10 protein-coding genes are annotated in these 15,422 nt (G+C 64.9%); 5 read left to right on the top strand and 5 right to left on the bottom strand.

Annotated elements, in window-relative coordinates; translation table 11 throughout:
- Positions 1 to 29: 29 nt before the first annotated feature.
- Both ACVDHE_RS05200 and ACVDHE_RS05195 read right to left on the bottom strand, forming a co-directional pair.
- Positions 30 to 458 carry a GNAT family N-acetyltransferase gene (locus ACVDHE_RS05200; RefSeq protein ID WP_213037132.1) on the bottom strand — a complete coding sequence of 143 codons (429 nt, stop codon included), beginning with the start codon at positions 456 to 458 and terminating at the stop codon, positions 30 to 32.
- On the bottom strand, positions 455 to 2,767 hold the full coding sequence (locus ACVDHE_RS05195) for a PAS domain-containing protein (protein ID WP_458885832.1): 2,313 nt from the start codon (positions 2,765 to 2,767) through the stop codon (positions 455 to 457). The genes ACVDHE_RS05200 and ACVDHE_RS05195 overlap by 4 nt, the downstream gene beginning before the upstream one ends.
- Before the next feature lie 235 nt (positions 2,768 to 3,002).
- On the opposite strand from ACVDHE_RS05195, the gene ACVDHE_RS05190 reads away from it, so the two are divergent.
- The 4 genes from ACVDHE_RS05190 to ACVDHE_RS05175 all read left to right on the top strand — a co-directional run bounded on the left by ACVDHE_RS05190 (position 3,003) and on the right by ACVDHE_RS05175 (position 9,485).
- Entirely contained in the window at positions 3,003 to 4,067 is a 1,065-nt protein-coding gene (locus ACVDHE_RS05190; RefSeq protein WP_458885831.1) for a carbamoyl phosphate synthase small subunit, read from the top strand.
- The gene (carB, locus tag ACVDHE_RS05185; protein WP_458885830.1) at positions 4,067 to 8,089 is read left to right on the top strand and encodes a carbamoyl-phosphate synthase large subunit; all 4,023 of its coding nucleotides are present in this window, start codon (positions 4,067 to 4,069) and stop codon (positions 8,087 to 8,089) included. Before ACVDHE_RS05190 ends, carB begins: the two co-directional genes overlap by 1 nt.
- Positions 8,090 to 8,156: 67 nt before the next feature.
- Positions 8,157 to 8,825: a YoaK family protein gene (locus ACVDHE_RS05180; RefSeq protein WP_418725496.1), complete on the top strand. Its 669-nt coding sequence runs from the start codon at positions 8,157 to 8,159 to the stop codon at positions 8,823 to 8,825.
- 111 nt (positions 8,826 to 8,936) lie between these two features.
- Positions 8,937 to 9,485: an FUSC family protein gene (locus ACVDHE_RS05175; RefSeq protein ID WP_458885829.1), complete on the top strand. Its 549-nt coding sequence runs from the start codon at positions 8,937 to 8,939 to the stop codon at positions 9,483 to 9,485.
- 233 nt (positions 9,486 to 9,718) lie between these two features.
- Here the strand turns inward: ACVDHE_RS05175 and ACVDHE_RS05170 are convergent, their stop codons facing one another.
- On the bottom strand, positions 9,719 to 10,672 hold the full coding sequence (locus tag ACVDHE_RS05170; protein ID WP_213037126.1) for a 2-keto-3-deoxygluconate permease: 954 nt from the start codon (positions 10,670 to 10,672) through the stop codon (positions 9,719 to 9,721).
- Between the two features lie 47 nt (positions 10,673 to 10,719).
- Complete coding sequence (locus ACVDHE_RS05165; protein WP_213037125.1) at positions 10,720 to 11,769, bottom strand: zinc-binding dehydrogenase; 1,050 nt, start codon at positions 11,767 to 11,769, stop codon at positions 10,720 to 10,722.
- Between the two features lie 263 nt (positions 11,770 to 12,032).
- Here ACVDHE_RS05165 and ACVDHE_RS05160 point away from each other — a divergent pair, with 263 nt between their 5' ends.
- The gene (locus ACVDHE_RS05160; RefSeq protein WP_213037124.1) at positions 12,033 to 12,614 is read left to right on the top strand and encodes a Crp/Fnr family transcriptional regulator; all 582 of its coding nucleotides are present in this window, start codon (positions 12,033 to 12,035) and stop codon (positions 12,612 to 12,614) included.
- A 71-nt stretch (positions 12,615 to 12,685) separates the two neighbouring features.
- On the opposite strand, the gene ppdK is transcribed toward ACVDHE_RS05160, so the two are convergent.
- Entirely contained in the window at positions 12,686 to 15,316 is a 2,631-nt protein-coding gene (gene ppdK, locus ACVDHE_RS05155) for a pyruvate, phosphate dikinase (protein ID WP_458885828.1), read from the bottom strand.
- Positions 15,317 to 15,422: the final 106 nt, after the last annotated feature.

Genomic DNA, 15,422 nt, shown 5'->3' with positions numbered 1-15,422 from the left:
GCGGACAGAACCTCTGTCCGCGGGGAGTTTTATATGGGAGGCGCCCAGGTCAGCACCAGCTCCGCCTCGCCGGTGGCCGGGTCGATCTGCCTGTGCCGGAAAACGAAGCCCTGGCGGAGGTAGAAGCGGCGGGCGGCGGTGTTCTTTTCATAAACACACAGCCGCAGGGGCAGGCCCAGGCTCTGGACCGCGCGAATCAATTCCCCGCCGACTCCCCGGGAGCGGGCGCCGCGCCGGACGAACAGCCCGGCAATCTCGCCTTCCACGAGCCCTGCAAAGCCGGTCACGACATTGTCCTCTGCAAAGACCCATACCGACGCCAGGGGGATCTGCCGGGCGGCCAGGGGCAGATTGGACCGCCAGTAATCCGGTGAGATGAAGGAATGGGCGTCCAGATTGCCCTGGAGCCAGATGTCCAGCACCTGCGGCAGGTCCCCGGGCTGAAAGGGGCGGATCACAGGAATCCCTCCGCAGGGGCCAGGGGTGTCCGCTGGCCCGTCAGCAGCAGCACGCCTCCGGGCTGGTCCAGCCACGACCAGCGCAGCAGCAGGGGAGGGCCCTCCAGCAGGGGGGCGGAGAATTCATACACCGGGGCGTGAGCCAGCTGCTCCGTCACGGTCTCCATCCGCAGCGCCGCCCGCAGGGCGGTGCGCTGCCGGGAGGAGGGGACCTCTGTCTGGAGATACCGGGCCAGCAGAGGCCGGAAGGACGTGCCGGGGGGAATGGTATCCTGAAAGCGGCCGTAGGCCCGGCAGAGGCCGGAGGCGGCATCCACCGTCAGAAGGATCTCATAGTCCCGCCGGGCCAGGACCTCCAGAACGGCGTCCCGGCGGTGCCGGTCCGTTTCGTCGGTCACGGTGCAGAAGGCGGCGGTGTGGCCGGAGTCCGGCTCCTCCGTCAGCTCCACAGTGGTCCTGGCCCAGGAGACGGTGCTCTCGGAGGAGCGGAGAGGGTGCGCCAGTTCCTGCCGGTCGACCCCCTGGCGGAAGGCCTCCAGCAGCGGCTCACGGCGAAACAGCACGTCGAACCGGCCCAGGGCGGCTTCCTCGGGCACGTTGTCCCGCAGATGGCGCAGGCAGGCGTCGGCGGTGTTGCCGAAGAGGGCCTGGGTCAGATGGCGGCTGGCGGCCTTGACGTCCAGGATGCGGTCGGCGGTCAGGTCCAGCCGCATGGTGGCCAGGACCCCGGGGGCCAGCTTTTTCTGCCGGGCCGTCAGACGGCGGTAGCGGAGCGCCGCGGCCTTGGAGCGGTCCACATTCTCCACCTTGCCCAGCAGGCGGCTGACGCTGCCGGCGTGGTCCAGCAGGCAGCTCCAGGAGATCCGGTGCCACCGCCAGCCACAGCCGTCGTAATCGCCCCGGTATTCCAGGGTCTCCGGCGCGGAGCGAGACAGGGCCCGGCGCATGGCGGCGGCCAGCTTTTTCCGGTCATCGGGGTGGATGGAGGCGGCGTCGGGCAGTCCGGCCAGATACCCGGATACCGTTCTGGAGACTTTGGCGCCGGCAGCGGTGTACCGCTCGATCCGGGCCAGGTCCTGGGCCGGGTCGTAGTCCATGATCAGCACCCGGGACCGGTCCAGCAGCAATTCGCACAGCTGGGAGCGGAACTGCTGCTGAGCGGCGGTCTCCGTGGCCTCCGTGGCATCGGTGCAGAAGGCGCAGATCAGATGGCTGCCGTCGGACTGGGGCCGCCACAGGGCCTCCACCGACAGCCAGCGGTTCCCGCCGCTCTTGGGGCGGACCTGGACCAGCCGCCGCAGCGGCGTTCCCTGGCTCCGGGCCAGGTCGGCCTGCTCCAGCAGGGCATCCTTTCCGGCGGCGCTGATTCGCCAGAGAGGGTCGATTGTCAGGCGGCGCAGCAGCTCTGACTCCGAATAGCCCAGAAGGTCCTGGAGCCCCCGGTTGGCCTGGAGAGCCTCCAGCCGCCCGTCCTGGTCCCGCCGCAGCAGGCAGCAGCCGCCGGGCAGGTGGTCCAGCAGCTCCTCCATCAGCGACCGGTCCGTCTCCGCCTGGCGCAGGCGGGCCTCCATCCGCAGCCGCTGGCGGCGCTGGGCGTCGATGTCCGAGAGCACCGTGTAAAAAGCGGGCACGCCGGAGGGGGTGGCCAGGGGCTCTGCCCGCAGATTGACCCACAGGGGTTCCGCGTCCCGCCGCAGCAGGCGGACGTCCCGGTCCGCCGGGCGTTTCTCCCGGGCGGCGTCCAGCAGGGATTGCAGCAGCTCCGGCCAGTCCTCCGGCTCCACCAGGGAGGCAAGGTCCTCGGCGTGGCGGTCCAGCAGGGTCTTGCGGTCCAGACCGGTCCACTGGCACAGCCGCTGGTTGAAGGACAGGCACCGCACGCCGGTCCTGGTCAGCTCCACCACCGCCGCCGCCAGGGGCATGTGCTCGCCCAGCAGCTGACCGGTTTGCAGAGAGGGACCCGGCGTGTCCAGGATGCAGCTGACCAGGCCGTACATGGGCTGGAAGCAGGTGACCCGCAGGGTCTGGCCCAGCAGGGTGGTGTAGGAGAAGGTGGCGCAGGAGCCGGAGAAGGCCACGGTCCCCAGGGCGGCCAGGCCGCTGAGCCGCTGGGCGGGAAAGGTCCGGGTGAACCGTCTGCCCCGCAGCTCCTCCACCGGCAGGTTCAGCGCCGAGGCCGCCGCCTCGTTGGAAAAGCGGCACACCACGTCCACCATCTCTCCGGCGCCGTTGGTGATGACCTCTGCCAGCAGAAAGGGGATGCGGCTGTCGGCAAAGGGCTTTGTGAACTTGTCCAGCAGCTTGGCCACGGCGATCCCTCCTTGTTCGTGCCTCCATTATAGGGGAAGAAGCGCCGCCTTGCAATGGGGGAACGGGTGGGATTGAAAGGGCTTTGTATAAAAATGCACAAAAAGTAATACCTATTTTGCCGGTAAAGTCTACTTCCGGCTGGGGCGGAAACGATTGACTGTTGCGGCAAAATCTCGCATAATAACTAAGAATACAAGAAAATTGACGGACTGCGGTCCGGGGCGGGAGGACGCTATGAAAACAGGCTATCTGGTGCTGCAGGACGGCCAGGTGTTTGAGGGCTACCGGTTCGGCGCCGGCGGCGACACCGTGGGCGAGCTGGTGTTCACCACCGGCATGTGCGGCTACATCGAGACACTGACGGACCCCAGCTACGCGGGGCAGATCGTTTTGCAGACCTATCCCCTGATGGGCAACTACGGCATCATCCGGGAGGACTTTGAGGGCGCGTGCTGCGTCAAGGGCTACGTGGTGCGGGAGTGGTGCGAGGCGCCGTCCAACTTCCGGTGCGACTGCGACCTGGACACGTACCTGAAGGAGCAGGGGGTCCCGGGCCTATGGGGCGTGGACACCCGGCAGCTGACGAGGATCATCCGGGAACACGGCGTCATGAACGCCGCGATCTGCGACGAGGTCCCGGCGGACCTCACGCCGGTCAAGACCTACGCCGTCACCGGCGTGGTGGAGGCCGTCACCTGCGGCGCGGCGGCAGAGCTGCCGGCGGAGGGGGAGGCGAAATTCCGCGTCAGCCTCATCGACTACGGCGCCAAGCGCAACATCGCCCGGGAGCTCCAGAGGCGGGGCTGCGCCGTGACGGTGGTGCCCGCCACCGCCTCGGCGGAGGAGATCCTGGCGGCAAAGCCCGACGGGGTGATGCTCTCCAACGGCCCCGGGGACCCGGCGGAGAACACCTATCAGATCGACCAGATCAAAAAGCTCCTGGGCAAGGTCCCGGTGTTCGGTATCTGCCTGGGGCACCAGCTGACGGCCCTGGCCCTGGGTGGGACCACCTACAAGCTCAAATACGGCCACCGGGGGGTCAACCAGCCGGTCCGGGATCTGGCGGGGACGCGGACCTACATCACCAGCCAGAACCACGGCTACGCCGTGGACTCCGACAGCGTGAAGGTGGGCAGGGTCCGCTTCGCCAACGCCAACGACGGCACCTGCGAGGGCATCGACTACCCGGAGCTGAACGCCTTTACGGTCCAGTTCCACCCGGAGGCCTGCACGGGCCCCAAGGATACCAGCTTTCTCTTTGACCGGTTTGTGGAGATGATGAAGGGAGGTGACCGGTAATGCCCCTGGATAAGCGCATCAAAAAGGTCCTGGTGATCGGCTCCGGTCCCATCGTCATCGGCCAGGCGGCGGAGTTCGACTACGCCGGCGCCCAGGCCTGCCGCATCCTCAAGGACGCCGGGGTGGAGGTGGTCCTGTGCAACTCCAACCCCGCCACCATCATGACCGACCAGGCCATGGCGGACGAGATCTATTTGGAGCCCTTAACGGTGGAGACCGTCAAGCGCATCATCAAGAAGGAGAAGCCCGACTCCATCCTGGCGGGCCTGGGCGGCCAGACGGGACTGACGCTGGCCATGCAGCTGGACAAGGAGGGCTTTCTGGAGGCCCAGGGCGTCAGGCTCCTGGGCACCGACGCCGCCGCCATCTCCCGGGCGGAGGACCGGGAGCTCTTTAAGGAGGCCATGGCGGAGATCAACCAGCCGGTCATCGCCTCGGACATCGCCGAGACCGTGGAGGGCGCATTGGAAGTGGCGGAGCGCATCGGCTATCCCGTCATCGTGCGGCCCGCCTTCACCCTGGGCGGCGCCGGCGGCGGCGCGGCCAACAACGCCGACGAGCTGCGCGTCATCGCCGGCACCGGCCTGGACGCCTCCCCCATCACCCAGGTGCTGGTGGAGAAGGCCATCTTCGGCTGGAAGGAGATCGAGTTTGAGACCATGCGGGACGGCGTGGGCAACGTGATCGCCGTGTGCTCCATGGAGAACCTGGACCCGGTGGGCGTCCACACCGGCGACTCCATCGTGGTGGCGCCCACCCAGACCCTGGCGGACAAGGAGTTCCAGATGCTGCGCAAGGCCTCCCTGGACATCATCACCCACCTGGGGATCGTGGGCGGGTGCAACGTGCAGCTGGCCCTGAACCCCGACAGCTTCGAGTACGCCGTCATCGAGGTGAACCCCCGGGTCAGCCGGTCCTCGGCCCTGGCCTCCAAGGCCACCGGCTACCCCATCGCCAAGATCACCACCAAGATCGCCCTGGGCTACACCCTGGACGAGATCAAAAACGACATCACCGGCAAGACCTGCGCCTGCTTCGAGCCCACCCTGGACTATATCGTGGTGAAGATGCCCAAGTGGCCCTTCGACAAGTTTGCCGACGCCAGCCGCACCCTGGGCACCCAGATGAAGGCCACCGGCGAGGTCATGGCCATCGCCCCCGGCTTCGAGATGGCATTGATGAAGGCCGTCCGGGGTGCGGAGATCGGCATGGACACCCTGAACCGCAAGGCCGACGACGGCGCCCCCATCCGGGAGCGTCTGGAGCGGGTGGACGACCACCGGCTCTTCACCGTGTTCGAGGCCCTCAAGTCCGGCGTCAGCGTGGAGGAGATCCACGCCATCACGAAGATCGACCCCTGGTTCCTCTCCAAGATCAAGCATCTGGCGGACTTTGAGGCGACCCTCTCCGGGGATCTGACGGAGGCGCAGTACGAGACCGGCAAGCGCCTGGGCTACACCGACGAGGCCCTTGCCCGCCTCTCCGGCGGGAAGCTCCCCGCCCACCGGGACGCCGTTTACAAGATGGTGGACACCTGCGGCGCCGAGTTCGACGCCGAGACGCCCTATTTCTACTCCTCCTACGACCGCTTCTGCGAGTCCCGGACCTTCCCACGGTCCGGCCGGCCGGTCATCATGGTGCTGGGCTCCGGTCCCATTCGCATCGGCCAGGGCATCGAGTTCGACTACTCCTCCGTCCACTGCGTGTGGACGCTGAAGGAGCTGGGCTACGACGTGGTCATCGTCAACAACAACCCCGAGACCGTCTCCACCGACTACGATACCGCCGACCGGCTGTACTTCGAGCCCCTCTGCCCGGAGGACGTCATGCACATCATCGCCGTGGAGCAGCCCATCGGCGTGGTGGTGGCCTTCGGCGGCCAGACAGCCATCAAGCTGACAAAGTATCTGGACAGCCACGGTGTGCGCATCATGGGCACCTCCGCCGAGTCCATCGACATGGCGGAGGACCGGGAGCGGTTCGACGCCCTGCTGGAGCGCTTTTCCATCAAGCGGCCCCAGGGCCGGGGCGTCCTGGGCATGGACGAGGCTCTGGCGGCGGCCCATGAGCTGGGCTACCCCGTGCTGCTGCGGCCCAGCTACGTCATCGGCGGCCAGAACATGGTCATCGCCCACAACGACGAGGACGTGCGCACCTACATGGAGGTCATTCTCTCCGGGAAGATCGAAAACCCGGTGCTGGTGGACCAGTACCTGATGGGCAAGGAGCTGGAGGTGGACGTGATCTCCGACGGCACCGATGTGCTGATCCCCGGCGTCATGCAGCACATCGAGCGCACCGGCGTCCACTCCGGCGACTCCATCGCCGTGTACCCGCCCTTCTCCATCGGCGACAAGATGCTGAAGGTCATCATCGACTGCTCCGAGAAGCTGGCCCTCTCCCTGGGCACCCGGGGCCTCATCAACATCCAGTACCTGATCTACCAGGGCGAGCTGTACGTCATCGAGGTCAACCCCCGGGCCAGCCGCACCGTGCCCTATATCTCCAAGGTCACCGGTGTGCCCATGGTGGACCTGGCCACCCGGGTCATGGTGGGCCAGAGCCTCAGGTCCCTGGGCTACGGCACCGGCCTCTACCGCCAGCCGCCGTATGTGGCGGTCAAGGTGCCCGTGTTCTCCTTTGAGAAGATCACCGACGCCAACGCCTCCCTCTCCCCGGAGATGAAGTCCACCGGCGAGGTGCTGGGCCTGGGCAAGAACATGCAGGAGGCATTGTTCAAGGGCCTGGTCTCCGCCGGCTACAAGGTGGAGAAGGAGACCCGGGGCGGCGTGCTGATCTCCGTCAACCGCCGGGACCAGCCGGAGATCGTGGGCATCGCCCGGAAGCTGGACGAGATGGGCTACAAGCTCTACGCCACCGAGCGCACCGCCTTTGAGATCTCCCGCCTGGGCACCGACGTGGAGGTGGTGGGCAAGCTGGGCCAGGACAACCGGGTGTTCCAGCTGCTGGAGGACGGGAAGATCGACTATGTGATCCTCACCGGCTCCACGGAGCCCAGCTACATCCGGGACTTCATCCGCCTCAACCACCGCTGCGTCCAGCTGGGCATCCCGTGCCTGACCAGCCTGGACACGGCGGGCGCCCTGACGGACATCCTCCAGAGCCGCTACAACCAGACCAACACGGAGCTCATCGACATCTGCCACCTGCGGACGGAGCGGCGGAAGCTGCGCTTTGCCAAGATGCAGACCTGCGGCAACGACTACATCTTCCTGGAGAACTTCGACGGGGACATCACCTGCCCCGAGTCCCTCTGCGTCACCTTCTGCGACCGGCACTACGGCATCGGCGCCGACGGCATCATCCTCATGGAGCACTCCCGGAAGGCCGACGCCCGGATGCGGATGTTCAACGCCGACGGCTCTGTGGGGGCCATGGCCGGCAACGCCCTGCGCTGTATGGCCAAGTACCTCTATGACTTCGGGTTCGTCCGCAAGGAGGCCATGACCATCGAGACCGACACCGGCGTCAAGTCCGTGGAGGTCTACACCGCCGACGGCAAGGTCACCTCCGCCTGCGTGGACATGGGCTACGCCACATTGGACACCACGGCGCTGCACCTGAACCTGCCGGAGAAGAAGATCGTGGACTATCCCGTCTCCATCGGCGGGGAGAAGTACTCCATCACCTGCGTGGACATGGGCAACCCCCACTGCGTGGTGTTCTGCCCCCGGGTGGACGGCGTGGACGTGGAGCACGTGGGCCCGCAGTTCGAGCACGCCCCCTATTTCCCCGACCGGATCAACACGGAGTTCATCCGGGTGGTGAATCCCAGCACCATCAAAATGCGGGTTTGGGAGCGGGGCAGCGGCGAGACATTGGCCTGCGGCACCGGCGCCTGCGCGGCGGTGGTGGCGGCCACGGCCAACAACCTCTGCGCCAAGGACAGCGACGTCACCGTCCGTGTCCGGGGCGGCGATCTGATCGTCCACTACACCGATGAGCATGTGACCCTTACCGGCGACGCCAAGCTGGTCTACACCGGTGAGGCCGAATACTGACAGGACCGACCGGAGGCCGGCGCCCCGCAAGGGGCGCCGGCCCGTGTGCGGAAGAAGGAGGTTCCCTATGGAAAAAACCATGCGTCAGCCCTCGGACACCTTTGCCGTGGCGGCGCTGCTGGCGCTGGCCGGCGGCTTTCTGGACGCTTACACCTACCTCTGCCGCGGCGGCGTGTTCGCCAATGCCCAGACCGGCAACATGGTGCTGCTGGCTCTGCGGGCGGCGGAGGGCCGCTGGCAGGAGGCGGCGGCCTACCTTGCCCCCATTCTGGCCTTCGCCCTGGGTGTGCTGGTGACAGAGGGCATGCGTACCCGCTACCGGGGCCAGGGCAGGTTTCACTGGCGTCACTGGGTGCTGGGCGTGGAGATCCTGGCCCTGGGCGCCGCGGCCCTGATTCCTGTGGGCCCCTGGAACGGCGTGGTGAACGTGACCGTGTCCTTTGTCTGCGCGCTGCAGGTGGAGGCCTTCCGAAAGGTCCGGGGCTATCCCTTTGCATCCACCATGTGCACCGGCAACCTGCGCAGCGGCACCGAGGCGCTGTACCACGGTGCTGTGAACCACGACCCGGCTCTGCTGCGGCGGAGCGGATGCTACTTCGGGGTCATCCTCTGTTTTTTGCTGGGGGCGGCCCTGGGCTGTCGGATGGCGCCGCTCTTTCCGCAGCAGGCGGTGCTGGCGGCGGCGCTGTTCCAGCTGGCGGCCTTTGCGCTGATGTGCGCGGTGGATGCGGCGTAAACCGGAAATTTATACGAAAAAAAAGAATAAATTTGCGGAATCCCCTTGAAATATGCAGAGAACATGCTACAATAGAGGCGCTGTGTTCCAATATTTTCCGGGAGGGATCCCATGCTGTTCAAACGCCCGTACCATTTCCCCAGCGTGGGGCTGCGAAACATCAAAACAGCTCTGGCAGCCACGCTGTGCGCCCTGGTATATTACTTTCTGGACCGCAGTCCGGCCTTCGCCTGCATTGGTGCCATCTTCGGCATGGGCAGTGACTACGGCACCAGCAAGCTCCACGGCGGCAACCGCTTTTTCGGCACCCTGGTGGGCGGCTTCATCGGCATGGGCCTCTTTGCCATTTACGCCGCGATCTTTCCCAATGGCGGCAGCCGCTGGTTTTTGATTCCTCTGACCTTTGTGGGCGTGGTCATTTTGATTTTGGCCTGTCAGATGATCTGGGTAGGCGGCGTCCAGCCGGGCGGCGTGGTGCTTTGCATCATCCTGTTCAACACCCCCATCGACAGCTATGTCTCCTACGCGCTCAACCGTATTCTGGATACCGGCGTGGGCGTGGCGGCGGCACTGTTCGTCAACGGAATGCTGCCCGGCGGATTCACCTTCGGGTTTATGCACCGCTTTTATCTGCGCATGGGCATCCGGGATGATGTCTGACCGCTCAAGCAGAAAAATGACAAGGGACCGCCTCTTTTTAAGAGGCGGTCCCTTTTGATTTGGGGATGGCCGCGGCGCATTTTGCCGGTGTGCCTGCGCATCCGGAGCGGAGATCCGGGGGCTTCTTGGGGAGTGCCCCGGCGAAAAGCGGCTCTCCGGCCGCCCGATAAAGGGGGCGGACGCGCAGCGAAGGTCCCGCTGCGCGTCCGCTGAAGGGAAAGGGATTGCGTGCATCAGCCTTTTTTGGCCAGGGCCCGCTTGGCATTCTGCTTGGCGACCCAGGCGGCCAGGAAGGGGGTCAGCAGGCAGGTGACGATGGAGGCCGCCGCGATCTGGGCCGCCGCCACGCCGGCGATACCGGACAGGGCCGGGTCCACCTCCGCCAGGGCGGCGGGCGTGGCGATGGCGTTGGCTGCCACACTGGAGATGGCCGCGCCGGCAATGCCGCTGCCGCCGGTGAGCCGGTCGGCCGCGATGCAGATGAACCCGGCGGGGATCAGGGCCAGGAAGCCCAGCAGGATGCCGGACAGACCGCCCTCCACCACCTGGCGCAGGCTCAGAGTGCAGCCCACGGCAAAGGCCAGCACCAGGATGACGGTCTCCATGCCGTTGGTCAGGCAGGCGCGCATCTTGGGATCCAGATTGCCCAGGATGATACCCAGCACCAGGGGGGCCAGGGCGGCAACCAGGCTCATGTAGGGAATGGAGGCCGCGCCGGCGGCGCCCATGACGATCATGGTCAGGAAGGGGCCGTCGTTGAAGGAGATGATGGCGGTGGCGCCCTGGTCGCTGGCGGTGCCGTACTGGCCGGTGAGGGTGGCGTACATGGCGCCGTTGGAGTTGGAGACGGCGGCCACGATGGCCAGCATGCTCAGGCCCAGCAGACTGTCATTGAAGAGCTTGGCTGCCAGCAGGCCGATCAGCACGCCGGCCAGCAGCTTGGCGATCAGCAGGGTGAAGCCGGTTTTGAGGGCCTGGGGCGCGCACTTGACATTCAGCTGGGCGCCCAGGCAGATGAACAGCGCGCCCATGAGGCTGGAGGTGCCGGTGGCCAGTCCTGTGGTGAAGCTGCCGATCTGCAGCACTGCGGGGCAGAAGGTATTCAGCAGGCAGCCGATCAGCAGGGGGATGATAATGATGCCGCCGGGGAATTTATCCAGAAAGTTTTTGATGGGGACCGTTCGCATGGAAATGCCTCCTTTTTCTCTTGGTCATCTTCCGCCTGTGCGGATGCTCAGGGGTACAGGATCATCTTGCCGGGGACGCCGCTTTGGATCTGATCGATGGCGGTCTGGAACTCCTTCATGGGGAAGCGGCCGCCGATGACCCGGTCCATCTTGTAGTAGGGGCTCTTCATGACCTTGGCGAAGTCCTCCCAGGTCTCCCAGATCTTCCGTCCGGAGACGCCGGTCAGCTCGATCTCCCGGTAGATCAGGTCGTCGGCCATGTCCACCAGGGTCACCGGCTTGGTGGGCAGGCCCACGCAGACCATGCGTCCGGCGGCCCGGAGGCATTTGAGATCGGTGTTGATGGCGGCGGCCGCGCCGGTGATGTCGATGGCCGCATCCGCGCCGGCGCCGCCGGTGAGCTTCTTGACCTCGGCCACCAGATCGCACTTGCCGCTGTTGAATACCTCGTCGGCGCCCATCTCCCTGGCGATCTCCAGCTTTTCGTCGATCAGGTCGCAGGCGATGACCTTGGTGGCGCCGAAGGTCTTGCAGCCGCTGATGGCGGTCAGACCGATGGGGCCGCATCCGCTGACCAGGACCACTTTGCCCTCCACCTGAGCTGCTTCCACACCGTGGATGCCGGCGCCCATGGGCTCGAACATGCAGGCGGCCTCATAGGAGATGCTGTCGTCCAGCAGGAAGGTGCAGTCGGCGCGGATCTTGGCGTATTCGGCATAGGCGCCGTTCTGGGTGCAGCCAAACAGCTCCACGTTCTTGCAGATGTGGGGCATGTCATGCTGGCAGAAATAGCAGGTTCCGCAGGGGATGTGGGACTCGCAGGAGACACGGTCGCCCACCTTGCGGTCCTTGACGGCGCTGCCCACGGCCACGATGTCGCCGGCGGTCTCATGGCCCAGGGTCACCGGAGCCTTGATGCGCTTCTGGGACCAGTCGTCCCACTCCATGATATGGAGATCCGTGCCGCAGATGGCAGTGCAGTGGATCTTGATGAGGACCTCATCGTCGCCGATCTGGGGGACCGGCAGGTCCGTGCGATAGACCAGCCCTCCCGGGCCGTTCAGCGCCTTGACAATACCGCACATGGTCTCTTTCATGTGGGTTTCCCCCTTTCCCGATATTAAAGAATGAGAAAATCGCGGAGCGTGCCGCCTGATTTCTTTTCATGGTAGAGGAAAGAAAACCGGCAGATTGTAACAAATGATACAATTTCCACTTGCTTTCCAGCCAAAAATCTGGTAAGGTTTTTGGCAATAATGCGAGGATCGCTGGCAGGAAGGGATGAATTTTTGTGCAGAAAAGACGCCTGATTACGTCCCGGGTAAGGGACCTTTTCGTACAATACGGTGTCAAGCGAAGTATGGGGCCCAGAGAGCTGCTGGTGGAAAAGGGAAACCGGGCGGACCGGGTGTTTTTTCTGACCAAAGGAAAGGTCCGCACCTTCTGCCTCAGTCCCTCGGGGGATGAGATCTCCCTGTTTTACCTGGGACCGGACAGCCTGATCGGAAATGAGGCGCTGATGATGAGCCCTCATGTCATGGTCAGCGTGGCGACGATTTCCCGGTCTGAGGTCTATATTCTGCCTCCGGAACGGTTTCTCCGGCTGTGGAAGGAACAGGATCTGCCCTTGCAGGATCTGATCGCCCATTACGTACAGCGGATCGCCCTGCTGTCCGATTATATCTGCTGCTCCCATTTTCAGGATGCCGACAAGCGGGTGGCCTATTTTCTCTACGCCTGCTGCGACAGCACCGGTCCCGTGATCGGGTATACCCACGAGCAGATTGCAGCCATCACCGGCGTCAGCCGGGTCTCCGTCAGCAGAATCCTGGGAAAGCTCCGAAAGGAGGGGATCATCTCCCAGAATTACCGGCGGATCGAGGTGCTGGATCCGCAGGGGCTGACCGGTGTATTTTCTTCCCTGGGATACTTTCTGGACTGAGTCCGGGACAAATAGGAACAGGAGCCTGCCCCGAAGGGCAGGCTCCTGTTTGATTGCAGATAGAACCGGGATTACTGGGCGTCCTTGATGGCAGCCTGCGCGGCGGCGAGGCGGGCGATGGGCACCCGGAAGGGAGAGCAGGACACGTAGTCCAGGCCGGTGCGGTGGCAGAACTCCACGCTGGAGGGGTCGCCGCCGTGCTCGCCGCAGATACCCAGGTGCAGATCCGGGTTGGTCTTGCGGCCCAGCTTGCAGGCCATGTCCACCAGACGGCCCACGCCGGTCTGATCCAGCTTGGCGAAGGGATCGTTCTCGTAGATCTTGCGGTCGTAGTAGGCGTCCAGGAACTTGCCGGCGTCGTCGCGGCTGAAGCCGAAGGTCATCTGGGTCAGGTCGTTGGTGCCGAAGGAGAAGAAGTCGGCCTGCTTGGCGATCTCGTCGGCGGTCAGGGCGGCGCGGGGGATCTCGATCATGGTACCCACCAGGTACTTCATGTCGGAGCCGGCCTCCTTGATGAGCTTGTCAGCGGTCTCCACCACCACGCTCTTGACGTACTTGAGCTCCTTGACCTCGCCCACCAGGGGGATCATGATCTCGGGGACCATGGTCCAGTCAGGATGCTTGGCCTGGACGTTCAGCGCGGCCTTGATGACGGCGCGGGTCTGCATAGCGGCGATCTCGGGATAGGTGACGGCCAGACGGCAGCCGCGGTGACCCATCATGGGGTTGAACTCGTGGAGGCCGGCGATGATGGCCTTGATCTCGGTCACGGTCTTGCCCATGTCGGCGGCCAGCTTCTCGATGTCAGCCTCCTCGGTGGGAACGAACTCGTGCAGGGGGGGATCCAGGAAGCGGATGGTGACGGGCAGGCCCTCCATGGCCTCGTAGATGCCCTCGAAGTCGCCCTGCTGCATGGGCTCCAGCTTGGCCAGGGCCTTCTCGCGCTGCTCCACGGTGTCGGAGCAGATCATCTCACGGATGGCGGGGATGCGGTCCTCGTCGAAGAACATGTGCTCGGTGCGGCACAGGCCGATACCCTCGGCGCCGAAGGTGCGGGCCTGAGCGGCGTCGTGGGGAGTGTCGGCGTTGGTGCGGACCTTCAGGCGGCGATACTTGTCGGCCCAGCCCATGACCCGGCCGAACTCGCCGCCGATGGAGGCGTCCACGGTGGGGATGGCGCCGTCGTAGATCTTGCCGGTGGAGCCGTCCAGGCTCAGCCAGTCGCCCTCGTGGAAGACCTTGCCGCCCAGCTCGAAGCACTTGTTCTCCTCGTCCATCTTGATGGCGCCGCAGCCGGACACGCAGCAGGTGCCCATACCGCGGGCCACCACGGCGGCGTGAGAGGTCATGCCGCCGCGGACGGTCAGGATGCCCTGAGCGGCCTTCATGCCCTCGATGTCCTCGGGAGAGGTCTCCAGGCGGACCAGGACCACCTTCTCGCCCCGCTCGGCCCAGGCCTTGGCGTCGTCAGCGGTAAAGACGATCTTGCCGCAGGCGGCTCCGGGAGAGGCGGCCAGGGCGCTGCCGATGACGGGGGTCTTCTTCAGGACCTCGGCGTCGAACTGGGGGTGCAGCAGGGTGTCCAGGGACCGGGGATCGATCATGGCCACGGCCTGCTTCTCAGAGATCTGACCCTCGTCCACCAGATCGCAGGCGATCTTCAGAGCGGCGGCGGGGGTGCGCTTGCCGTTGCGGGTCTGCAGCATGTAGAGCCTGCCGTTCTCCACGGTGAACTCCATGTCCTGCATGTCGTGATAGTGGTTTTCCAGCAGATGGCAGACGTTCTGGAACTGGGCAAAGGCCTCAGGGAACTTCTCGGCCATCTGGCTGATGGGCATGGGGGTCCGGACGCCGGCCACCACGTCCTCGCCCTGGGCGTTGGTCAAAAACTCGCCGAAGAGCTTCTTCTCGCCGGTGGCGGGGTTGCGGGTGAAGGCCACGCCGGTACCGCAGTCGTCGCCCATGTTGCCGAAGGCCATGGACTGGACGTTGACGGCGGTGCCCCAGGAGTAGGGAATGTCGTTGTCGCGGCGATAGACGTTGGCGCGGGGGTTATCCCAGGAGCGGAACACGGCCTGAACGGCGCCCATCAGCTGCTCCTTGGGATCGGTGGGGAAGTCGGTGCCGATCTTGGACTTGTACTCGGCCTTGAACTGGCCGGCCAGCTCCTTCAGATCCTCGGCGGTCAGCTCCACGTCCTGGGTGACGCCGCGGGCTTCCTTCATCTGGTCGATGAGCTGCTCAAAGTACTTCTTGCCCACTTCCATGACCACGTCGGAGTACATCTGGATGAAGCGGCGATAGCAGTCCCAGGCCCAGCGGGGGTTGCCGGACTTCTTGGCCATGACCTCCACCACGTCCTCGTTGAGGCCCAGGTTCAGGATGGTGTCCATCATGCCGGGCATGGAGGCACGGGCGCCGGAGCGGACGGAGACCAGCAGGGGGTTCTCCAGATCGCCGAACTTCTTGCCGGTGATGCCCTCCATCTTGGTGATGTACTCCATGATCTCAGCCTGGATCTCGGGGCTGATCTTGCGGCCGTCCTCGTAGTACTGCGTGCAGGCCTCGGTGGTGATGGTGAAGCCCTGGGGCACGGGCAGGCCGATGTTGGTCATCTCAGCCAGGTTGGCGCCCTTGCCGCCCAGCAGCTCGCGCATGTTGGCATTGCCTTCGCTGAACAGGTACACGTACTTTTTGCTCATAATCCCTTGTTACCTCCGTTTTGTCTCTGCCTCCAGGGCAGTGCACTGATCGCCCGTCTTTACGTAAACGATTAATTGATTGAACTCTTATATTATAGAAGAATGA

The organism is Dysosmobacter sp. Phy (assembly GCF_054476235.1).
Note: the sequence above shows the minus strand (reverse complement) of the source record. Positions and strands in the feature narration are given on the sequence as shown.